This is a genomic window from Rhodococcus sp. WS1 (assembly GCF_003797745.1).
Lineage (GTDB): Bacteria > Actinomycetota > Actinomycetes > Mycobacteriales > Mycobacteriaceae > Rhodococcus_F > Rhodococcus_F erythropolis.
Genome location: NZ_RKLZ01000001.1, coordinates 732352 through 753071, shown reverse-complemented (window position 1 = coordinate 753071; position 20720 = coordinate 732352). Strand labels below are relative to the sequence as shown.

The window sequence follows — 20720 nt, the reverse complement described above, 5'->3', positions numbered from 1 at the left end:
TTCGTCAGGTCACGGTTGTGAGTTGAACATGTCCAGGAGCCCCTGGGGTGCGTTCTCGCCGAAGCACATGTCCAGACCGTCAGCCGACTGTTGTGCCGATGCGGCGCTGCGTGGGAAGAGTCGTTCTTCGTAGGCAGCAAGTCCTTCCTCCGTGCCGCTATGTGATGCGATCGCCTCGCCGAGTTCGGCGCCGTCGAGCATTGCCAGGTTCGCGCCCTCTCCGGCAAACGGCGACATGACATGCGCTGCGTCCCCGAGCAGAGTGACCCCGGGAGTACGGCTCCAACTGTGCCCGATGGGAAGAGCATGGATGGGGCGAGGGGTCAGCGAGCTGTCCGCTTCGACGATCAGTGACCGCAGCGACTCGTCCCAGTCCGAGAAGTGTTCCAGCAGAATCTTCTTCGCAATATGATCGTCGGAGAAGTCGACACTCGCTGACCAGTTCTCGGGAACTCGCAGGGCGGCGTAGATGTGCAGACTGTTGTCGGTCTCACGGTGGGCAAGGAAGCCCTTGTCGGCGCTGAGCGCGAACATCATTCCGCCGCCTACTGTTTCAGCGGCCTTCGCGTGCTGGTTGTCGGCGTCGTGAAGGTCGAACTCCACGAAAGATACTCCGGTATAGGCAGGAGTGGCGTTTGAAACCAGTGGGCGAATTTTCGACCACGCGCCGTCGGCGCCGACCAGGAGATCGGTGGTGAAGTGGGTGCCATCCGTGAGGTGGACCTCGTGTCGACGGTCCGGCAACGGATGGGCACTGCGGACCTTTGCTCCCCAGTGGATTGTTTCTTTCGGAATAGAGCTGAGCAGTAGGTCACGCAGCTGGCCGCGGTCGATTTCCGGGCGGTCGCCGTCTCCGGTGTCCTGCTCGCTCAGGTGCACGACGGCATTTCGATCGAGGACGCGTGTCTCTTCGCCGCCTTGATGAACGAGTGCGCGGAACTCGTCGTAGAGGCCTGCGGCACGAAGCGCGATCTGGCCCGAGTCTTCGTGGATGTCGAGCATCCCGCCTTGGGTCCGAGCTGTTGGTCCGGATTCGAAATCGAATACCGCCGAATCGATTCCGCGGAGATGGAGGACTCGGGCGAGGGTGATGCCGCCGAGGCCGGCGCCGATGATTGCGATGGGGTAGTGGTTCATGGTGGGTTCCTAAGAAGTGAGTGGGGTGTTCTCGATGCCCGTGATGAGCGTGCGGAATCCCCAGGAGAGGCGCGCGGTGGGTTCACCGGCAAGTAGAGCTGTTGCATGGCCTGCGACGAGTGGGTGCGTCTGCGGGTTTGCGTTCCGGATTGCGTCGGTCAACGCGCTCCATTGGGCATCCGAGTCGGCGGAATTGTTCGGCGCCGAGTGTTCGGCAGCAGTGGACGTCGCGTACTGCAGCAGCAAGTCCACGCCCCACGCGGCTTGACCCGAAGGGACTTCGCCTTCGTCGAGCAATGCCAGCAGGCGCTCGAGCAGGCGTACGTAGTGAACTCCGCTGGGCCGGGAAACGAGAACCGACTGGGCAAGGCCGGGATGATCGAACAGTATGGCCGTGTAGGACGTCAGCACCCGTTCGAGGCGCGCTTGCCAAGTGCCGGAGGAATTTTCGGCGAGGTCCACGACTCCGAGCAGTTCGTCCAGAACGGCGGCGTGCAATTCGGCGGTATTTTGAACGTACACGTACAGCGACGCCGGCCCGGTGTCGAGTTCGAGGGCGAGTCGACGCATGGTCAACTTCTGCAACCCCTCCGACCGCAAGATTTTCACCGCGGTACTGACGATGCCCTCGCGTGTCAGAGCGGGTTTGGCCGGACGATTGCGTCGGCTCGATGGACTTGCTGGCTGATTGGGCATATTTTCACGGTACACGAACATGTTCGTAACGAACATGTTCGTTGAGTCACGTGAAGATGTCACGAATCACATGCTGATGTGAATGGGCTACATGCCCGTACCGCCGGAGAGCATTGCGATCGTCAGCAGGATGCCGCCGACTATGCCCACGAGCGGGCTGTCGCTGTTGAGTAGCCAGTCGTTCAACGATCCCATGAGCGCCTCTTTCGGGTTTCGATCTGCCGACGGTCGAGCTTATCGACAGATCGAACCCGGTATGTCACTTTTGTCCGAATTGTGGATCGGACCTGAGGTGATCAGCCGTAGACGTTGTCGGGGCTGATCAACTTGGTGATCGGTGCCATCAATGCGCTGGTCAGATCAGTCTCGCCGTCGATGTCGGTGTTGATGAAGACGACCAGGGTGGTGTCCTTCTCGGGCAAGTAGACCGAGACTGTCTTGTAGCCGGGCAGGCTTCCGTTGTGACCGATCCAGCCACCGCTGTTGAACAATCCGAGTCCGTAGCCGGAGCTGTCGTCCCCTTCGCTCAAGTTCACGGTTTGCAGGCGCTGCTTCTGAGTGTCGTCGGTGAGGAGATCGCCCTTGGCCAGCGCCGGAACCCAGATGCGCATGTCGTCCAACGACGAGATCATTGCACCCGCGGCGCCGCCCCACGACGGATTCCAGTCCGTCGCCGCGGTCACGGATTCGTCGAGCGTTTGGTTGGTGTACCCCTGTGCGTGTGGTGTCGGGAACGCGTTGGTCGTGGGAAAGCTTGTGTGCTCCATGCCGAGTGGTGTCGTGATCTTGGTGTCGATGACGTCCGACAGTTTTGAGCCGGAGACCTTTTCGATCACCATTCCCAGCAGAATAGTGTTGGTGTTCGAGTAGTCGACGGTGGTCCCTGGTCGAAGTTGGAGTGGGAGGTCCTTGACGTATCCGACGAGTTCCTCCGGTGTGAAAGTTCGGCGAGGATCCGAAAGATATTCCATCACAAACTGTTCAGACGTCGTGTAGTCCACGAGGCCGCTGCGCATCCCTGCCAGATGACGCAAGCTGATCGCATCACCTTCCATGACCCCGTCGACGTACTGGGAGATCGGATCGTCGAGACCGATCTTTCCCTCGTCGACCAATTGCAGCAGGGCGGTGACGGTAAATGTCTTGGTGACGCTACCGATCCGGTGGTAGAAGTCGGTCTCCATCGGTGCCTTGGTTGCAGTGTCGGCGACTCCTGCAACCTTCACATAGTTGCCGTCGGGTCCCCAAATGCCCACCATCGCACCGGGAATCCCCGTCGAATTCACCGCAGCGTCGATGATCGAATCGAGCTGGCCGGTGATGGCAGAGTCCATGACCTTGTCAGTGGTGGATGTGGGATTGTCTGCGGATTTGTCCGTGCTGCAGCTGATTACAGCGCCGGCAACCATGGCGCTGCACAGGCCGACAAGCATGATGCGTCTTGCTCCGGTTTTCATGAGTCGAACTCTGCCTGTCCGAGGGCACTCACACATCGACCCCGGGTACGGCAGACGCAGTCCCCAGGTACCTCCTCAACCGGTACCGGGGGACTACGGAACCCTGGTCTGAACCCTTGACTTGGGTCAGAGCCCGCCGTCGAAGAACGCCGCCAGGGCCAGTGCGGGGTCTGCCGCGGTGCCCATATTTGCTACGCCGACAACGATCAATCCCAGCGTGAACAGTGCAGTGAGAAGACCTATCGACCCCGACATGAATCTCGTCCGCCTGTCGGATCGTGCCGTTCTCGCGAAGCGTGCCCACACGACCACAGCCACGGCCAGTGATATTGCTGCCGCGATCAGCGCGATCACCGCCATGGCCAAGTGATACCGCGCGAAGTCGCTGATCATCAGTTCGAGGGCGGGACTTTGCTGATTTCCGGTGCCCGTCGACTGAGCGAGCTGTTGTCGGACCTGCCCGACAGTTTCGGAGAGTGCCCCATCCGTCTGGGCCACGGGCAACATCGAGATCAGCGAAGAGAAGGGTGCGACAACACCTTGGACATTTGCCATCACGAGTACCGAAGAGAACAGTGCGAGGAGCGCGACCAGGCCTCCCGCCGAGACGAATGCGAGTTTCTTTCCAGTCGTCAGAGGGCCGGCGTTCACGAACGACGCCTTGAGCATGCGGCCGAGTGCGAACAGAACCGTCAGCAGGATTACCGCGATCACAGCCTTGGCCACGTGGTAACGCAGCCAGTAGTCGACAGCGGACTCCAAGCTCGGAGAGAAGGCTTGGGCACCGGAACTCCAGTATTCGACGAACGCGGCGCGGACCGTCTCGACGAGTTCCCCCTCGCCTGCGTACCCATCGCCCGGCCTACTCGTCAGCATGCCCGGGGCGAGAACGAAGGCAGCGGAGAAACCGGCGACCAACGCGATCAACGTGGCGATCTTGCGACCGGAGGACTGCGTCGAGCGCGACGGCCCCGCGGTGTTGTGCAGTGGAGAGTTGTGCAGTGGGATTCCTCCAGCGTGATGAGCGATCATCTGGTCACCGTCCACAAAGTCATGTCAACGAGTGTAGAAATCGGTACACCGGACTTCATCGTTCGAGAGGATGATATTTCCGGCGATGGCGTCCGCCCGCCGTCGCCGCTGCCGTCGACATCCCCTCAGCACTCGACGACATTGACGGCGAGTCCGCCTTCACTGGTTTCCTTGTAACGCACGGACATGTCGTTTCCGGTTTGGCGCATGGTTTCGATGACGGTATCGAGGCTCACCACATGCGTCCCATCACCCAGGTATGCGAGCTGAGCTGCGGTGACTGCAGTCGAGGCGGCTACGGCATTTCGTTCGATGCAGGGGATTTGGACCAGGCCACCAACCGGATCGCAGGTCAGCCCCAGATGGTGTTCCATGGCAATCTCAGCTGCATTCTCGATTTGTCGTGGTGATCCGCCCATGACAGCGCACAAGCCGGCTGCCGCCATCGCGCAGGCAGCTCCGACTTCACCCTGGCACCCCGCCTCCGCACCCGAGATCGAGGCATTCGCCTTGATGATCGATCCGATTGCGGCAGCAGTGAGGAGAAAGGTTCGAACGTCGTGAGCGCCGGCGCCCGTCGCACGTATGTGGTGATAGAGCACCGCCGGCACGATGCCCGCAGCGCCGTTCGTCGGAGCCGTTACCACGCGGCCACCTGCTGCATTTTCTTCGTTGACCGCCATGGCGTAGACGGTCAGCCACTCGCGTGAGGAGGGGTCGCAGTTACGTTGTTCCAGTTGAGTGTTCGCAGACCGTGCTCGTCGGCGAACTCCGAGACGCCCGGGCAATACACCTTCGGTCTGGGTGCCGCGTTCGATGCATGCGCGCATCGCGGACCAGATCGCGTCGATGCCGGTGAATGCTCGATCCTGGCCATGCATCGCGATTTCGTCCGACAGTGCCAGCTCGGCGATGGTTCCGGAGCCGCATTCCGCCAGTAGCTCTTTCGCGGTTCGATAGCGTGAGTTGATCGAATGCGCGCTTGCTTGCGTCTCCGTTCCGGCGCGCAGTACGAATCCGCCACCGATCGACAGATATGTACTCGTACAGACGATTTCGTTACCCTTGAAGGCTGTCAGTGTCATCGAGTTGGGGTGCCCGTGACGGCGAACGAGTGGCTCGAACACCATGTCCTCGCGAGTGAACACTACGTGTTCGAGTGAGCCACCGACGAGCATCACCGATCCGCCGTCCGACAGTTCGGCCCAGCGCCCGTGAACGTCGGTCGGCTCGCACGTTTCAGGATCCAACCCACGAAGTCCCGCAATCACCGCGTCGGGAGTGCAGTGACCTATTCCGGTGGCGGCGAGAGAGCCGTGCAGGTAGCAGCGAATTCGGTCGACCGACGCGGTCAAGCCGGCGGCGGAGAGCTCGCCGCCGAAAGTGTGGGCGGCGCGCATCGGACCGACCGTGTGTGAACTGGAGGGTCCGATGCCGATGGAGAAGAATTCGAGAGCGGAAACGTAGACGCCGGTGGTGCTCATTTGGCGCTCGTGACGGTGGTCGCTCCTGACTCGCGCTGGGCCGCAATCGTCAGGAGGTTGGAGCGCGAGTCCCCGGTTGCGGCTCGGATCACTGTGCGCGCCATTGCGATTGCTCCGTGCAGAACAGCTTCGTCGCCCGCTGCGGAGCGGGCATCAGCGGCAAACTCGATAGTGTGAGGAACTCCGGTGACGCCGCGCAACGCGATCATCGGGTGGATCGAGGGGACCACCTTCGACACGTTGCCCATGTCCGTCGAGCCGCCGGTCAGGGGAGTTCGGGCGGCCGCGGTGCGGCCCAGGCTCGCGATCTCCTCGTCCCAGATCGTCGCCAGCACGCGATGTTGAACAAGCTCCTCGTAGCGCGGTTCGGCGCGTTCGGTCGACCAGGAGCAGTCGCTGGCCACAGCTGCGCCCTCGAAGCAGGCGAGCATGCGACGCTTGGCGTCCAACAGCACGTCGAGTTCTGCGGCCCGAACTTCCGCTCGCACCAACGTCGAGGCCGGAATGATGTTTGTTGCTTCGCCGCCGTGCTCGACGTAGGCGTTGAGCCTGACGTCGGACGGAAGTTGTTGACGGAGAAGTCCGATGGCGACCAAGGCGATCGTGGCGGCGTCACCTGCGTTGATGCCCTTGTGTGGCGCAGCGGCCGCGTGTGCGGCTCGTCCGGTGTAGGTCACGTCGAACCGGTCGACTGCCTGCGTTCCGGTGACCGTGCAACTGACGTCTTCACCTGCAGCACCGTGGACCATGATCGACATCGCCGCGCCCTCCCATGCGCCACGTTCGAGCAGCAAGACTTTCCCGCCGCCATGTTCTTCGGCCGGCGTACCGAGAAGGACGACGGTCAGGCCGTGTTCCTCCGCGACCTCTCCGAGCGCGATCGCTGCTCCCAGTCCGGCAGCGGCGATGACATTGTGTCCACACGCATGACCGATGTCGGGAAGGGCGTCGTACTCAGCGCAGACTACGACGCGGAAGGGGCCGGAGCCTCGCACAGCTTCGAATGCCGTCTCGAGGCCGTAGGCGGCGCGAGTAACCGTGAAGCCGGCTTCCTGTGCGGCGTCCGCCAAGAGGGCGGACGCCCGATGCTCTTCGAATGCCAGCTCTGGGTGAGCATGGATCGTGTGGCTGACATCGATGAGGCGTGATGCCCACTTCTCGATCGTGCTCGAAACCGAGTCTGTGTGGGTGAGGGTGTCAGCGATGGACATGGGTATTGCTTCCTTTCAACATCTTTGGTTCTCTGTGTCTTCGGATCGCGGTGTCTTCGGTTCTCAGCGTCTTCGGGTGCAGTTCTAGTGCCAGAGGCCCAGCGCGAACTCCGCGACGACCACGGAAAGTAGGTAAGAGGCGAGGATCGCGACGATTCCGACGGGCACGATCTTCCAGCCGATCGTCTTGAGCAAGGGAAGGTCCTTGCCGAGGCTGAGACCTGCGACAGTCAAGGTGAGGGTGCAGATCGAGAGAAAGTCGACAGTCCCGACGGTGCTCGAGACGAAATCACCGATGGGGGACCACGGTGTTGTCGCCAAGGCGCCGATGGTGATGATTGCGATCATCGCCGCGATCTTGCCGCGCGTCAGGCGGGCCACGCCGACGCCCAGGAGCAACAATCCGGTGAGGATCAGGTAACCGACGATGATCGATCGAGATACGCCACCCGCTGCGATTGAGGAGACGATGACCCCACCGACGAACAGAATCGGAACGATGGTGGTCAGCGGCACGGTGACGCTCGGCGCAACCGCTCGTGGGGCAGTGTCGGCTTTCCGTTCGCTGGTCGTCTTCGAGCGCTTGGTGAGTGCGCCGTAGATTCGATCGGCAAGGGGGAGTGCGACATACATGCCGACATACACGCCGAGGAGGCCGGTGATGATGTTGGATGTTGCCGCTACGGCGAGTACCTGGTCGGCCATCTCGGGGTGCGCCGAAACGACGCTGGCGGCAGCGGCAGCCATCATCGAGCCGGATCCGACCCCAGCACCCATCGCCAATGCAAGGGGGTCGAAGATGTTGAAGGATGTCGCCAGCGACGCAATCAGGCTGATCAGCACGGCACCGAACAGAGTGCCGAAGACGTACATCGACAGGACACCACGGTACTGGTCGGAATCGGGACCGTAGCGTTCACTGACCATCGCGAAGGACCCCTCGCGGTCGATGGAGAAGGTGGCTCCGACGGTGGCCGGTCCCATCCGAAGGAGTACCGCCAACGGGAGTGCGAGAGCGATAGTGCCGAACAAGTGCCCCAGTTCCTGCAGTAGCAGGGCGGGGCCCGCCTCGAACAACAGTTGGATGTTCGGGCCGATGGTGAAAGACAGTCTCGCGCAAAGCAAGAGAACAGCCAGCCCCATGATTGCCGAGGCTGCGGCCTGAAGATCGAGGCCGAGAGGTTTCCACTTCTGACTCGAGACGGCACCGCCGGCAATCAGTCCCCACACCATGGGCAAGATCGTGATGGCGGCAGCGCCGACAGGAATCACTGCGGGGCCGATCAGTTGAGCGCCTGCCGCAAGCGCGAGGAGCAGAATCGCCACGATCCACAGCCGTGGCGACCTCAAGGCGAAAACGATCTTTTGCGTCGGGGTTTGATCGCTGACCGGAGAATCGTCATGCGAGACAGGGAATGCTTCGGTCATGTCGGTGTCTTTCTCGAGGGGGCGAACGAACGCAAGAAGCAAGCGTTCTCGAGGTTCAGGATTTGGTGGACTATTGATGTGATGAAGTTAGGATCGATGCGTTTCGATCCTGTTTCGGTGCAGCATTCTTTTGAAAGTGAGGTCCTCGGTGCAGGATCAGGTGCTCAAGGACGAAGATCTTCGGCTGTTGAACGCACTGCAGATCAGGCCGCGAGCCTCGTGGTCCGAGCTTTCACGCGCGATCGGTTCCGACCCGGTCACCCTGACCAGGCGTTGGGAGCGTCTGCACTCGCAAGGGATAGCGTGGATCGCTGCGTACCGTGGGGGTCCCATCGTGTCGGCGACCGCACTGCTCGAGATCGAATGCGCACCGGCACAGACCTTGAGCGTGGCCGAACAGATCGCGCACGATCCCGAAGTTCTCACAGTCGATCTCACAACCGGCAATCGGGATCTACTCGTCACGCTCACCTGCACTGACCTCGATCAATTGTCCAGGTATGTCTTGGAACGAACACGATCGCTGCCGATGGTCACTGCGATGCGAACTCAGATCGTGTCCTCGGCGAATTCCGACGCACGAAACTGGCGTCTACGTGCTCTCGATGCGGAAGAAATTGCCGCGCTCGAGTCGGCCCCGGCGGCGAAGAGTCGTGGGGTACGCGCCAGCGAAGAGGAACAGTCGAAGCTGTTCGACATCCTTTCTCGCGAACCACGAATTACCGTCTCGGCCCTCGCTGCAGCCCTCGGCGTCACGCCGGCTCGCGCCGGGGCGCTCCTTTCTCACGAGCTGTCGACGGGGCGCCTGGTCGTCCGCACGGAGATTGCTCGGCCCTACTCCGGCTGGCCGGTCTACGCCTGGTATTTCTTACGTCTCGAGGGGCGAAAGGAAGCCATTGCTCAGCGCCTTTCCCTCCTGCGTGAGGCGAGGCTTGTTGCTTCGACGATCGGCAGCTACGACATCGCATTGGCGGTGTGGCTGCGCTCGATCGACGACGTGCAGCGTTTGGAAGGTTATCTCGCCGAGCAGTTTCCGGGCGTATCCGTGGTGGACCGGTCGATCGTCCTGCGTACGCCGCATCATCTACATCGAACAATCGATGTGTCGGGTCGAAGCATGCCGAAGCACGGGTGATCCGTAACGCGTTCGCGCGGATCGGGTGCTCTCCGACTACTGGGGGATCGCCACGTCGACGATCAAGCCGTAGTGATCGGAACCTTCGATCTCGATGCGCTCGAGAGTCTTCGCCTGTGCACCCCGCAGAAGTACATGGTCGATGCCGACGATCGCGGGAAATTTTTTGTCCGCCGGGTAGGTGCGAACGATGCCGACTCCCAATTGGTCTGCGGTATCGGAGTAGCCGACGTCGAGAAGGTCACGGAATTGCTTGTGCGTGAAGGTCGTGTTGAAATCGCCACTGACGACGACGGTTCCCTCCGCGGCAGCGGCGTCGAGCGCGTTTCGCAAAGTGCTCAGCTCGGCAGTCCACACGTCGGGCGGGGTCACGTACGCCGGTCCGGGGTGAACCGCCAGAAGGGTGAACGGGGTTGAGAATCCCACTTCGGCAACAAGATTGGTAGGTCCGAAGCCGTTCAATTCCCGAGTTTCCGTCAGCGGATAACGACTGTAAATACCTGCGCCACCCCCGCCGGCCTCGTCCGGTACCAAGTAGTGATGCGGCAGCAGTTGCTCGAGCCCTTGATCTCTCAGAGAGCCTTCGAGTGATGTGGTCAGTTCCTGAACCGTCAGGACATCGACTGCCTTCTCACGCACCGTCGCAGTCAAACTGACGGGGTCTGCCTGCCCGAAGAGAAGGTTCGCTTGCATTACACGCAGAGACGGCCCGTCGATTTCGGAACTGTTTGCTACATACAATGGACTGATCACCGACGCGCCCACCGCTATCAGTACCACCGAAATCGCCAGCAGGATCCAGCGGCGAAAAACCAGGCATATCAGGGACGCTGCGAGTGTGACTGCAAGCAGCATCGGGACAAAGGAGGCCACGGCGATCAACGGGTTGATCGGCTTGGTGGAGTACAACGAGATCAGCGCAATGACACCGACGGCAATCCCACCCACCCCGGCGACCTGAGCGATACGGCGAGCCGGAACGTTGTCCGTCGTGAATCCCATACCAAACGGTACCTGATGCAGCTTAGGCTCCCGATTGCCTGGCGTTGTCAGTCGCCGGTTCGGGTGCGGAATGCGTTCACGGCCGCTTCGATGGTCGGGTAGAAGTGCGTCGAATCGAACCTGTCGCCGACCCCGAATCGGATGAGTCGATCCTTGATCGGACCTTTCATCTCCGCGAATGCCAATCGAATTCCTTTGCCCTCCAAAAATGTATCCAGATCGACGAGTTCGTCGACGGCGGTCGTGTCGAGTCCGGTGATCGGCTCGGCGGCAATGACCACCCATTCGACCGGGTCGGGTGCCTTGGCGACGACGGAGCGAACGTACTCGTCGAAGATCTCGCCGTTCGCGAAAAACAGTGGTGCGTCAAATCTCACCAACACGAGGCCGGGGATGCGATGTCCGTCCGGGTGGCGTTCGACGTCGTGGAATCCCGCGGGTTCGCCCGTCTCGACGAGTTCGGTTCGATGTGGCTGCCATACCTGCGCGATGACCGCTACGAAGGAGAGTCCGATCGCAACAAGGATGCCTTGAAGCACCCCGACCAGGGCAACGCCCAGAAACGCCGCGACGGCGAGGCCGAATTCCACGGTGCTCATGCGCCACATGCGGACCATGCCGCCCACGTCGATCAGTGCACACGCGGCGACGATGACGACGGCGGCCAGTGTTGCATCGGGCAGATATGCCGTCAGTCCGGGAGCGACGAGGACAAACACCAGGACGGCGAGTGCTCCGACGACACCGGCCAATTGTGTATGCGCCCCACTCTGTTCGGCTACCGGCGTCCGTGATCCGCTCGCCGATATCGGAAATCCGCCGAACAGTCCGCCGGCCACGTTCGCGACACCGATCGCCTTCATCTCGGTACTGCCGTTCACGTCCTCGCCGTGTCGGGCGGCGAAGGTGCGCGAGAGAACGCCGGTGTCGGCGAAGGCAATCAGCGCGATACCGGCCGCCGGTCCGATCAGGTGCCCGACGTCTTGCCAGGTGACTCCACCGAGAGAGGGGAGGGGAAGTCCTTCCGGCAGTGCGCCGACCATGCCGATGTCATCGGTGAGACCGGCGGCGGCGGACAAGACTATTGCCGCGACGACGGCGACCAGCACACCGGGTACAACAGGTACCCAGAGCCGGAAGACCACAATGACAATGAGTGAACCCACGCCGACGACGGCAGCGAGGGGATCGACATCTCCACCGGCCAGAGCCTTTCCGATCTCACCGATTTCACCGAGGAGGCCGGACGCGTCGACGGAGAAACCGAGCAGCTTGGGAATCTGACCGATTACGACGACGAGCGCGATGGCGTTGAGGTAGCCGAGGCGGATCGGTTTCGAGAGGAGTTCGGTCACGAAACCCAGACGCAGGAATCCGCCGATCACCAGGATGAGCCCGACAAGGACGGCGAGAACCCCGGCGAGTGCAAGCGCGTTCTCCGAATCGCCGACCACCGCCAGCGGTATGACTGCGGCGGCGATGAGCGGTGCCAGCGACGAATCAGGCCCGAGTACAAGAATCTTCGACGGTCCGACTACCGCGTACGCGAGCAACGGCACGATGGTTGCGTACAGACCGGCGTACGCGGGCAATCCGGCGGCCTCGGCGTAGCCCATCCCCGCCGGGATCAGCAGGGCCGTCAAGACGAGCCCTGCTGTGATGTCGGTTCGCAGCCATTCGCGGCGGTACCCGCGGGCAGTCGCGATCCCCGGTAGCCGACCTAGACCCTCCGTCCACGTCATCGTGTGATTGTCCCTCCCTCAGCGGAGTGACGGGCGCGCTCGGGGGCAACTGCAGTGGTCGCGGTGATGGCGACAGGTGTCGGTGAGAGGCGGCGGCGTCGGATCGCCTTTTCCAACTCGACGACAACCGGGATGATCAGCGACCAGCCTAGGCAGACGAGCCACTGGGCGCCGGTCAGTGAGGTTGTCATGAGGAGATCCTGGAGAACACCCGCCTCGACGGCAAATACGGTCACGACCGTGGGGATGGTCAAGATCTTGATGGCACCGAGAACCGGCGGAACAAGGCCGGACTCGGGATCACGCCGCATGGTCAACCCAGCGAATATCGAACCGAGAGAGAGCACTACGAATGCGGTGGTCATGGGGACATTCGCCTCAGTAGTGCTCATTTCGCCGGGTGCGAGAAGCATCGCTGCGAGTGTCACGGCAAATTGCAAGACGCCGTACGCGAGCCACTGAGCGACTGCGCTTCGATGTGCGATCGGCATCTTGGGATCGCGTGGCGGCTTGTTCATCAGATCCGGTGGCGGCGGGTCGAGCATGATCACGGCGACGGGGAACAGTGTGATGAAGAAGTGCTGGAACAGCACCATCAGCGGTGTCAGTGCCACACCCTCGTTGATGTTGAAGATGCTCGCGGCGAGGAAGAGGAGAACCAACGAGAAGAGTTTCGACATCTGGTAGCGGATGTACGAGACGATCTTCCCGTAGATGTTGCGGCCCAGGGTGATCGCGGTGATGAGGGTTCCGAAGTTGTCGTCGGTGAGCACCATCTTGCCCGCCTGTTTGGTTACCTCACTGCCCGAGCCCATGGCGACGCCGATATCGGCCTTCTTCAACGCGGCGGCGTCGTTGACAGCATCTCCGGTCATCGCGACCACGGCGCCACCGCTCTGCATGACATCGACCAAGCGAAGTTTGTCCTGCGGAGTGACTCGGCCGAACACGTGCAGGTTCGGCAACGCGGCCGAGAGTTCGTCATCGGTCATCGCTTGCAATTCGGCTCCGCCGACCGCGCCCGGGCCGAGTCCGAGTTCGGCACCGATCGCGGCGGCGGTGATGGCATGGTCGCCGGTGATCATGCGGACCTCGATGCCGGCCCGGTGTGCGGTTCGCACCGAATCGACCGCCTCCGGACGCAGCGGGTCGATGATGCCTGCCATACCGACAAACGTCAGGTCCTCGACAAAGGACATAGGGTCCGCCACGACAGCGTCTTCCCGTCCGTCGAGTCGTCTGACCGCGAATGCCAGCACCCGAAGACCCTTCTCGGACATGGACTGATTTGCTGCCGTGAGTTCGTCTCGGACTTCCTCGATCGGTACCTGCCGGCGGCCGGGGAGAAAGGCCGAAGAACAACGAGCGAGGACGACATCGGGTCCGCCCTTGACCAATCCGACGAACTGACTTGAGCCGTCGACTTCGAGATGGTGGTACGTGGCCATGAACTTGTACGCGGAATCGAACGGAACCGTCGCCACCCGCGGGTAGGTCCGTCTGGTGAGTGGGGCGTCGGCACCGATCTTTGCCGCGAGCACCACGAGTGCGGCCTCGGTCGGGTCGCCGACAACTTCCCCGGAATCGGAAACCGTTGCATCGCTGTCGAGACACAGTCCGTATGCGAGAAGGGTGAAGTCGGGCGGTGCCTCGCCGGCAACCTGCGTGATCCTTCCCGCTTTGGCGTAGCCTTCGCCGTCGACTGTGTACCAACGGCCGTGGACGTACAGCGATCGGACGGTCATCTGGTTCATGGTCAGCGTGCCGGTCTTGTCCGAGTTGATTGCACTGGTCGCGCCGAGAGTTTCGACGTCGGTCAGGTTCTTCACGACGGCCTTGGCGTCGGCCAGTTGACGGGCCCCGTAGGCCAGCATTGCCTGGACGAAGGTTGGCAGGCCGGTCGGAATCGCGGACACTCCCATCGCGATACCAAGGAGCAGAAGCGTTGTCAGGTCCTGACCACGAATGAGTCCGATGACGACGATGACGATCACGGCTGTCCACGCGATGATGCCGAGAAGTTTGGTGAGAGAGTCCAATTCTCGTTGCAGTGGCGACTTGCCAGGGGCGACGGCCGACAACATCGACGCGATCTGGCCGATCTGCGTCTGCATTCCGGTCTCGGTGACCACCATGGTCGCTGTGCCGCGGGTGACCGAGGTGTTCTGGAACACCAGATTGCTGCGGTCTCCGAGTGGAATATCCTCATTGCTCAGCGTTTTCGGGTCCTTCGGGATCGGCGCGCTTTCCCCGGTCAATGCGGCTTCCTGTGTCTCCAGGGTGGTCGAGGCGAGCAACCGCCCGTCGGCAGCGATGATGTCTCCGGCCTCGACTTGGACGACGTCACCCGGCACCAGTTCGGTAGCGTCGAGCTGAATCAGGTTCCCGTCACGAATGACCCGCGCTTGGGGTGTCTGCATCTTGGCGAGCGCGTCGACGCTGGCCCGTGCCTTCAACTCCTGTCGAGTTCCGAGGACGATGTTGAGCACGACGAGCACCGCCACCACGATCGCTGTCGGCACTTCACCGATGGCGATGCTGACCGCGGCCACGGCGACGAGCATCAAGTTCATCGGATCTTTCAGTTGCAACAGTGCGATCGACCACGTCGACGGCGGTGGCGTCGAGGTGATTTCGTTCGACCCGTAGCGTTGTCGACGTTGGTCGGCCTCACTCGATTGCAGTCCGCGCTGCTGGTCCGACTGCAGTACGGACACGACTGATTCGCCACTCTGCGCATGCCACGGCGTGGGGCTCATGACCGCACGTCCTTTCCTTGGCGATCGTCAATACCGGGTCGGAATCCAGTGAAGCGGTTGTTTGGGCGTCTGGTAGCCGTGGGCCTTCTGCCGTTTCGGCAGGGTGATGTCAGTGGATTGCACGGGCTCGTAGGGGATCTGACTCAAAATGTGACTGATGATGTTGAGTCGTCCGCGTTTCTTGTCGTCGTTGTTCGCGACATACCAGGGCGCCCAGCCGGTGTCGGTGAAGCGAAACATCTCGTCGCGGGCACGCGAGTAGTCGTACCAATGACTGAACGACTTCAGATCGAGATTCGACAGCTTCCAGATCTTTCGAGGGTCGTCGATCCGGCTCTGCAGACGTAAGAGCTGCTGTTCTTCGCTGACCTCGAGCCAGTACTTGAGCAGAATGACTCCCGATTCCACGATCGCGCGTTCGACGGTCGGAATGAGCTGGAGAAATTGATGAGCCTGTTCTTCGGTGCAAAAGCCCATCACTCGTTCGACTCCGGCACGGTTGTACCAACTTCGGTCGAAGATGACGATCTCGCCCGCCGCCGGGAGATGTGGGACGTAACGCTGGACATACATCTGCGAGTGCTCTCGCTCGGTCGGCGCCGGTAGAGCAACCACCCGGAACACTCGTGGACTCACGCGTTCGGTGATGGCTTTGATTACTCCGCCCTTCCCCGCGGTATCTCGGCCTTCGAACACGATGCAGACCTTGGCGCCAGACGATTTGACCCACTCCTGCAAAGCCACGAGCTCACCGTGCATCGGCTTGAGTTCGTGGCGGTATACCTTGTTCTTCATCGGTTTTTCTGCGACGAGTGCCGCGTCGTCGTGAAGAATCCGAGCGTTCTTTCCCACTTCCACTCCTTGGAGACGTGAGCGCGCGGGGCATCGTCCGCTCGTATGTGTATGCCCCGTATTCGGTCAACCTATTCTCTCCGGGATCGCGACTCGAATCGTGTTGTTTTCGAGCCCGTTTCGAGTCTTGACGGTGTCAGCGATCGGCGCGAGTATTAATTGATGACTGGCGACGAAGAGTTGCTCCACGTCGAGCGGGTGATCACTCGCCTGATTTCCCGGTATCCGAATGTTCCTCCACCGGAGATCGAAAACAGAGTGCGAACAATTCACCAACGTTTTGCGGGGTGTCGGATACGTGATTTCGTGCCTCTCCTTGTCGAAAAGGCGGCCAGACACGAGATCTCGAACCGGATGATCGTGATTCCGATAATGGATGAACGGTCCGCAGTGCTGAACCCTCTCGAACTGTAGCCGGAACGGACGTCGTCGGCGCATACTGAAATGACCTTGGACCAGGGAGTTTTGGCCGACTGCAGATTTCAGGCGCGGAATGTCAGCCTCCCGAACTCCTTATGTGTAAACCGAGTACAGGGAGCGTTGACATGGAAGGTTTCTGGGAATTCTTCTGGTTCATCTTCGTCTGCTTTGCCTTTGTGGCGTATTTGAGCGTGTTGTTCTCGATCATCACCGACTTGTTCCGTGATCACGAGACTTCGGGTTGGGCCAAGGCGTTGTGGATGATTTTCCTCTTCGTCATTCCATTCTTGTCCGCGATGATCTACGTGGTTGTCAAGAATGACGGAATGACTCGGCGGTCGATGGAGGCCGCTCAACAGCACATACACGCGCAGAGTGACTACATTCGAACCGTCGCCGGCAGGTCTCCGACTCAGCAGATTGCCGACGCCAGAGAGCTTCTCGACTCCGGCGCGATCAACGAAGAGGAATTCCAGGCAATCAAGGCAAAGGCGCTGGCGTAGTTTTTGTATCTTCTGCCCCAGGCCTGGCGTCGTCGGTTCCGGCGTCGTCAGGCCGGGCGTCCTGCGCGGCGGCGCGTGCGGGACGAACCAGCACTTCGAGAGCTACGAGTGCAACCAGCGCAATGATGACGATCCAACCCACGACCAGACCGGTGGGGTAGCGCCAGAAGAGCAGCAACAGTGCGGCGATGCCGATGATGGCGCAGCGCAGCGGAACACGAAGCTGATTGGCCCACCGCTCCACCTGATTCGGCGTACGGCCGCTTGAAGAATGCCGGACGAAGTCCAATGCCTGCCCGTAGCCTCGTCGAACGGCGATCGCCGACGACGACCCACCGACCAGGTAGGCCCCGAGCCCTATCACCACGCCGAGGACCGCGACCGCTCGCAGGCTCGTGCGCAGTGGTACCAGAACTGTGTCGATGACGGCAGTCGCGGCGTCTGGCGAGAGGATATCGGTGGGCACACTGTCGAGGTAGATTGCGCGTCCGATGAGAATTCCGATCGCGAGAACCAGCATTCCCAACGCAATCGACAGGCCGACCAGGGACAGTGCGCGGAGCCTGCGACCGGTTGGCGCAACGGCGACAGCGGCTGCCGCGCAAGCGATTCCCAACCACGGCAGCACCGCTGAGACCTTGTCGAGTGCCGAGACGGCTCGCTGAGCCTTCACCAGCTCGGGGGACTGGAAGAGAACAAATTCCTTGTCCACGGAGGGGATTTTGTCTGCGAAGGCGAAGCCGCGGTCGATCAAAGCTGCTTTGACCCTGTCGATGATCGTACTGAGCGAAATGCTGACGGTTCCGCTCTGATCGACTTCGACGGAATTGGGGCCGTAATCTCCGGTCATGACCGAGACCAGTGCGTTGTGCGCCGATCGGTTCGCTTGAATCCACAAGTCCTCGAACTGTTGTGACCGAACGAGCGAGCCCACCGTGTCATGAACAAAGCTCTTTGCCTGGCCGGCGATCACCGGTGCCAACCCCACTACGGCTTGATCCAGACGCGGCGCGTTGGCCGCAAGATTCGACACGTCGGTCAGTGCGGTGAGTGCGTCGGTGGTGAGCCCCTCGACGTCGACACGATCGAAGATCTCGTCGGTGATCTGATTCGTGATCTCGGCCTGAACGGCGGGGTTCTCGCCCAGTGGCGCGACCGTACTGACGTAGCGGTCCGTGTCGAGTATCTGACTACGGGTGAAGCGGGTGGTCACGGACAAGACGGCAAGGAGCGCGACCAACACCAGCAGTATCGCCACGGCAGTCCACCGCAGTCCGTGTCGAGGTGGCCGGGAGACTTGCTCGACGGTCGTTTCGCGGGCGCTGGGAGTCTGCTCGCGGAGCGTTGCAACCTCTTGCCGCAACCTGGATAGTTCGGCACGTTCGTCCTCCTGGAGTGGGCCGTCGTTCGTGCCGTTTGCCATCATGTTCCTCTCCGGAGGGAAACTGCTGCCGCACAGATGAAAACGCTGAATTCGATGGGTGGATCCGGAGTCGAGACCTCAGATCACGTCGGGATTCCATGTCGCGACAGCCCAGATGACGAATACGTCGAGCGCGATGATGGTGATCGACCACCACGGAGAGTGGGGTAGCCACAGGAAATTCGCGAGGATCGACAGCGAACAGAAGATTATCGCGCCTACCCGTGCCCACGTCGCGCCGGTGAAGAGCATGATTCCGACAGCGGTGACGAGCACGCCGAGTACGAGGTGAATCCATCCCCAGGAGGTGAGGTCGAATTGGTACGCGTATTCAGGGCCGACAACGGTCACATCGTCCTTGGATATCGCCGAGATGCCTTGGAGAATTTCGAGCACGCCGACGGTGACGAGAAGAACGGCTCCGCCCAGCGCGCTTCCTTTTGCCACACCTTGCTTGACCAGTGATTCCTCGGCCATGACCGCCCCTTGGTATCAAGTGCGAAATTGCCTGGCGTAACTCCGTATTGCGACTATTTACGGTGGTGAAGTATCCCGCCACGGGGCAAATCAAACATTGAGCGCTGGACATCCTCGCGATATTCGCTCGCTCACGAATCCGAGAGGATCTACCGTGACGGCATGGATGTGGAGGACGCAGGCATGACGCCGACGACTGCGCCGGTAACAATTCGGACGGATCGACTGGTGCTTCGTACCTACCGTCTCGGCGATCATCAGGACCTTCTCACCTTCTACGGGCGTAGCGACGTGTGCCGGTATTTGTTCAACGAACCCTGGAGCCCGGACGATGCGCGAGAGGCAGTGCAGACCAGAATGTCTCGCCGCGACCTGGCAGCGGGCGCGGTGGCTCTTGTTGTCGGATACGAGGGCCGGGTTGTCGGAAGCGTGAGTGCCTGGCTAGTCGAGGAATCGGGTTGCACAGCCGAAACCGCGCACACGGCAGAAGTCGGGTGGGCATTCTCGCCCGAGTACGGCGGCCGAGGATTCGCGACGGAAGCTGTGACCGCTCTGATCGACCTGGCGTTCGCAACACCCCGATTGCGCCGCGTGGTCGCGCAGATGGATGCGAGAAACGAATCCTCGGCGCGACTCGCGCGGCGAATCGGGTTGCTGCGAGAGGCGCATTTTCGGCAGAACGCGTGGATCAAGAACGAATGGACCGACACTGTGGTTTTTGCAACGCTGCGCAGTGAGTGGCCTTCAAGTCTCTGATCAGGAGGGCCGTGCTGCTACTTCGCAACCAGTTCGGTCAACTGGGGGACCAGCTCGTCAGTTGCCCATGGAACGCTCAAAACGCTGACGTACATTGTGGCGGCTGTCAGGCGATTGTCGGTGATCCACAAGTCCTTCCCGTTGGCGATAACCGGCCACCGTGCGAACAGGGTGTTGGCCAACGTGCTGTCGACTTCCGACTGATCGCTTGCCCATCCGAGATATACGTCGGTGTTGATCGTGTCGAGCTTTTCCATGCTGATGCCGAACAGGAACGAGTCGCCTGCAAAGTTCTTGGCACCGTTGACCACGTCGGGAGCGACTGTGAGTCCGAGGTTTTCGACGAACTTCACGCGCGGATCGTCCGGGCCGTAGATGGCGGTCTCGGTTTCGCCTTCGCGGATGTAGGACCCGAAGGCGAACGTGACTCCATTGAATTCAGGATGGCTGGTCTTCGACTCTTCCACCGTCTTTTCGACGGACTTGATCAAATCCGCGGTCTGGGCCGGGCGCCCCAAGGCCTTGCCGACATCGGTGGCGAGGTTTTGCCACGAACTCGGCTGGTACGGCTTGGTGTCGTAGGGGAGTGTCGGGGCGATCGAGCTCAGACGCGAATAGTCCTGCTCGGAGAAACCGGAGTACGGGGCCAGAATCAGGTCAGGTGCGGCATTGAGGATCTGCTCGAACAGAAGCTCACCGCTGTCGGAGTAGTACGGCGCCGGTGTGGGCAGCGGCTGGCCCGACTTCTCGAGTTCCGCGCGCGTCCAAGGGAGGAAGCCGTCGGCGTCGCCGGCCCACGAGTCCTTCTGCATTGCAATCGGAGTGACGCCGAGGGCGATGACAGTGTCGGCCGCTGCGGAATCGAGGGTGAGGATCCTGGTCGGTTCCTTGTCGATGGTGGTGCCGCCGAATGCGTGCTCGATCGTGACGGGGTATGCGCCGTCCTCGACAGCAGATGCCGACGAACTATTTTCCTGGGCGTCCGATGACGACTGCGTGCAGGCGGTCAGAGGCAGTGCGGCCGCCACCATCAGCGCAACGACAATTCGCCTCTTCCGTTGGGGACGAATTCTCTGACGGGCAGATCTGAACACGCGAAACTCCTCGGGATTGATCGGGGAAGTGCTTGCACGACTCAGCGCGGTACGCACATGAGAGCAGGCTTACCTAAGTGAATGTAGGGCGCGTGCGTGTAGCGAAGGGGCC

General features: G+C 61.3%; 18 protein-coding genes. 4 read left to right on the top strand and 14 right to left on the bottom strand.

Translation table 11 applies throughout. The annotated features are described in order from the left end of the window. Positions 1–9: 9 nt before the first annotated feature. From EEB12_RS03395 to EEB12_RS03365, 7 genes are all read right to left on the bottom strand, one after another. Positions 10–1137: an FAD-dependent oxidoreductase gene (locus tag EEB12_RS03395; RefSeq protein WP_141487407.1), complete on the bottom strand. Its 1128-nt coding sequence runs from the start codon at positions 1135–1137 to the stop codon at positions 10–12. A 9-nt stretch (positions 1138–1146) separates the two neighbouring features. Beyond that, on the bottom strand, positions 1147–1833 hold the full coding sequence (locus tag EEB12_RS03390; protein ID WP_141487406.1) for a TetR/AcrR family transcriptional regulator C-terminal domain-containing protein: 687 nt from the start codon (positions 1831–1833) through the stop codon (positions 1147–1149). A 296-nt stretch (positions 1834–2129) separates the two neighbouring features. Next, the gene (locus EEB12_RS03385) at positions 2130–3290 is read right to left on the bottom strand and encodes a serine hydrolase domain-containing protein (RefSeq protein WP_080910462.1); all 1161 of its coding nucleotides are present in this window, start codon (positions 3288–3290) and stop codon (positions 2130–2132) included. A 126-nt stretch (positions 3291–3416) separates the two neighbouring features. Continuing rightward, positions 3417–4322, bottom strand: a complete 906-nt coding sequence (locus EEB12_RS03380) for a hypothetical protein (RefSeq protein WP_258537434.1) — start codon at positions 4320–4322, stop codon at positions 3417–3419. Between the two features lie 125 nt (positions 4323–4447). Then, a complete protein-coding gene (locus EEB12_RS03375) occupies positions 4448–5806 on the bottom strand; it encodes an L-serine ammonia-lyase (protein ID WP_141487404.1) in 1359 nt (452 codons plus the stop codon). Further along, entirely contained in the window at positions 5803–7017 is a 1215-nt protein-coding gene (locus EEB12_RS03370) for an amidohydrolase (protein WP_019748013.1), read from the bottom strand. Before EEB12_RS03370 ends, EEB12_RS03375 begins: the two co-directional genes overlap by 4 nt. Positions 7018–7101: 84 nt before the next feature. Then, entirely contained in the window at positions 7102–8445 is a 1344-nt protein-coding gene (locus tag EEB12_RS03365; RefSeq protein ID WP_020969365.1) for a DUF3100 domain-containing protein, read from the bottom strand. 136 nt (positions 8446–8581) lie between these two features. Between EEB12_RS03365 and EEB12_RS03360 the strand changes: the two genes are divergently transcribed. Further along, positions 8582–9580, top strand: a complete 999-nt coding sequence (locus EEB12_RS03360; RefSeq protein ID WP_223257884.1) for an Lrp/AsnC family transcriptional regulator — start codon at positions 8582–8584, stop codon at positions 9578–9580. Positions 9581–9616: 36 nt separating this feature from the next. On the opposite strand, the gene EEB12_RS03355 is transcribed toward EEB12_RS03360, so the two are convergent. From EEB12_RS03355 to ppk2, 4 genes are read right to left on the bottom strand one after another with little or no spacing between them, the layout of a single operon-like run. Next, on the bottom strand, positions 9617–10582 hold the full coding sequence (locus tag EEB12_RS03355; RefSeq protein ID WP_092764519.1) for an endonuclease/exonuclease/phosphatase family protein: 966 nt from the start codon (positions 10580–10582) through the stop codon (positions 9617–9619). Positions 10583–10629: 47 nt separating this feature from the next. Then, entirely contained in the window at positions 10630–12324 is a 1695-nt protein-coding gene (locus EEB12_RS03350) for a SulP family inorganic anion transporter (protein WP_021343951.1), read from the bottom strand. Continuing rightward, on the bottom strand, positions 12321–15083 hold the full coding sequence (locus tag EEB12_RS03345; protein ID WP_097387477.1) for a cation-translocating P-type ATPase: 2763 nt from the start codon (positions 15081–15083) through the stop codon (positions 12321–12323). Before EEB12_RS03345 ends, EEB12_RS03350 begins: the two co-directional genes overlap by 4 nt. A gap of 27 nt (positions 15084–15110) precedes the next feature. Then, positions 15111–15878: a polyphosphate kinase 2 gene (gene ppk2 / locus EEB12_RS03340; protein WP_153212522.1), complete on the bottom strand. Its 768-nt coding sequence runs from the start codon at positions 15876–15878 to the stop codon at positions 15111–15113. Between the two features lie 219 nt (positions 15879–16097). On the opposite strand from ppk2, the gene EEB12_RS30730 reads away from it, so the two are divergent. Together EEB12_RS30730 and EEB12_RS03330 are read left to right on the top strand one after the other, a co-directional pair. Further along, complete coding sequence (locus EEB12_RS30730; RefSeq protein ID WP_019748020.1) at positions 16098–16349, top strand: three-helix bundle dimerization domain-containing protein; 252 nt, start codon at positions 16098–16100, stop codon at positions 16347–16349. A 131-nt stretch (positions 16350–16480) separates the two neighbouring features. Then, positions 16481–16858, top strand: a complete 378-nt coding sequence (locus EEB12_RS03330) for an SHOCT domain-containing protein (RefSeq protein ID WP_020969370.1) — start codon at positions 16481–16483, stop codon at positions 16856–16858. Here the strand turns inward: EEB12_RS03330 and EEB12_RS03325 are convergent. Continuing rightward, positions 16836–18281 carry an ABC transporter ATP-binding protein gene (locus EEB12_RS03325; protein WP_046379885.1) on the bottom strand — a complete coding sequence of 482 codons (1446 nt, stop codon included), beginning with the start codon at positions 18279–18281 and terminating at the stop codon, positions 16836–16838. The two genes, EEB12_RS03330 and EEB12_RS03325, sit on opposite strands and share 23 nt — an antisense overlap. 78 nt (positions 18282–18359) lie before the next feature. After that, positions 18360–18758, bottom strand: a complete 399-nt coding sequence (locus EEB12_RS03320; RefSeq protein WP_019748023.1) for a hypothetical protein — start codon at positions 18756–18758, stop codon at positions 18360–18362. A gap of 162 nt (positions 18759–18920) precedes the next feature. Between EEB12_RS03320 and EEB12_RS03315 the strand changes: the two genes are divergently transcribed. Continuing rightward, the gene (locus EEB12_RS03315) at positions 18921–19514 is read left to right on the top strand and encodes a GNAT family N-acetyltransferase (protein ID WP_141487403.1); all 594 of its coding nucleotides are present in this window, start codon (positions 18921–18923) and stop codon (positions 19512–19514) included. A 17-nt stretch (positions 19515–19531) separates the two neighbouring features. Here EEB12_RS03315 and EEB12_RS03310 read toward each other — a convergent pair whose 3' ends face one another. Further along, positions 19532–20608, bottom strand: coding sequence for an ABC transporter substrate-binding protein (locus tag EEB12_RS03310; protein WP_225989566.1), 1077 nt, complete (start codon positions 20606–20608; stop codon positions 19532–19534). Positions 20609–20720 lie beyond the last annotated feature (112 nt).

Bases quoted from the DNA above. Each gene is read 5' to 3' on its own strand.
- EEB12_RS03395 (WP_141487407.1), bottom strand. From the start codon at position 1,137: ATGAACCACTACCCCATCGCAATCATCGGCGCCGGCCTCGGCGGCATC.
- EEB12_RS03390 (WP_141487406.1), bottom strand. From the start codon at position 1,833: ATGCCCAATCAGCCAGCAAGTCCATCGAGCCGACGCAATCGTCCGGCC.
- EEB12_RS03385 (WP_080910462.1), bottom strand. From the start codon at position 3,290: ATGAAAACCGGAGCAAGACGCATCATGCTTGTCGGCCTGTGCAGCGCC.
- EEB12_RS03380 (WP_258537434.1), bottom strand. From the start codon at position 4,322: ATGATCGCTCATCACGCTGGAGGAATCCCACTGCACAACTCTCCACTG.
- EEB12_RS03375 (WP_141487404.1), bottom strand. From the start codon at position 5,806: ATGAGCACCACCGGCGTCTACGTTTCCGCTCTCGAATTCTTCTCCATC.
- EEB12_RS03370 (WP_019748013.1), bottom strand. From the start codon at position 7,017: ATGTCCATCGCTGACACCCTCACCCACACAGACTCGGTTTCGAGCACG.
- EEB12_RS03365 (WP_020969365.1), bottom strand. From the start codon at position 8,445: ATGACCGAAGCATTCCCTGTCTCGCATGACGATTCTCCGGTCAGCGAT.
- EEB12_RS03355 (WP_092764519.1), bottom strand. From the start codon at position 10,582: ATGGGATTCACGACGGACAACGTTCCGGCTCGCCGTATCGCTCAGGTC.
- EEB12_RS03350 (WP_021343951.1), bottom strand. From the start codon at position 12,324: ATGACGTGGACGGAGGGTCTAGGTCGGCTACCGGGGATCGCGACTGCC.
- EEB12_RS03345 (WP_097387477.1), bottom strand. From the start codon at position 15,083: ATGAGCCCCACGCCGTGGCATGCGCAGAGTGGCGAATCAGTCGTGTCC.
- ppk2 (WP_153212522.1), bottom strand. From the start codon at position 15,878: ATGAAGAACAAGGTATACCGCCACGAACTCAAGCCGATGCACGGTGAG.
- EEB12_RS30730 (WP_019748020.1), top strand. From the start codon at position 16,098: ATGACTGGCGACGAAGAGTTGCTCCACGTCGAGCGGGTGATCACTCGC.
- EEB12_RS03330 (WP_020969370.1), top strand. From the start codon at position 16,481: ATGGAAGGTTTCTGGGAATTCTTCTGGTTCATCTTCGTCTGCTTTGCC.
- EEB12_RS03325 (WP_046379885.1), bottom strand. From the start codon at position 18,281: ATGGCAAACGGCACGAACGACGGCCCACTCCAGGAGGACGAACGTGCC.
- EEB12_RS03320 (WP_019748023.1), bottom strand. From the start codon at position 18,758: ATGGCCGAGGAATCACTGGTCAAGCAAGGTGTGGCAAAAGGAAGCGCG.
- EEB12_RS03315 (WP_141487403.1), top strand. From the start codon at position 18,921: ATGGATGTGGAGGACGCAGGCATGACGCCGACGACTGCGCCGGTAACA.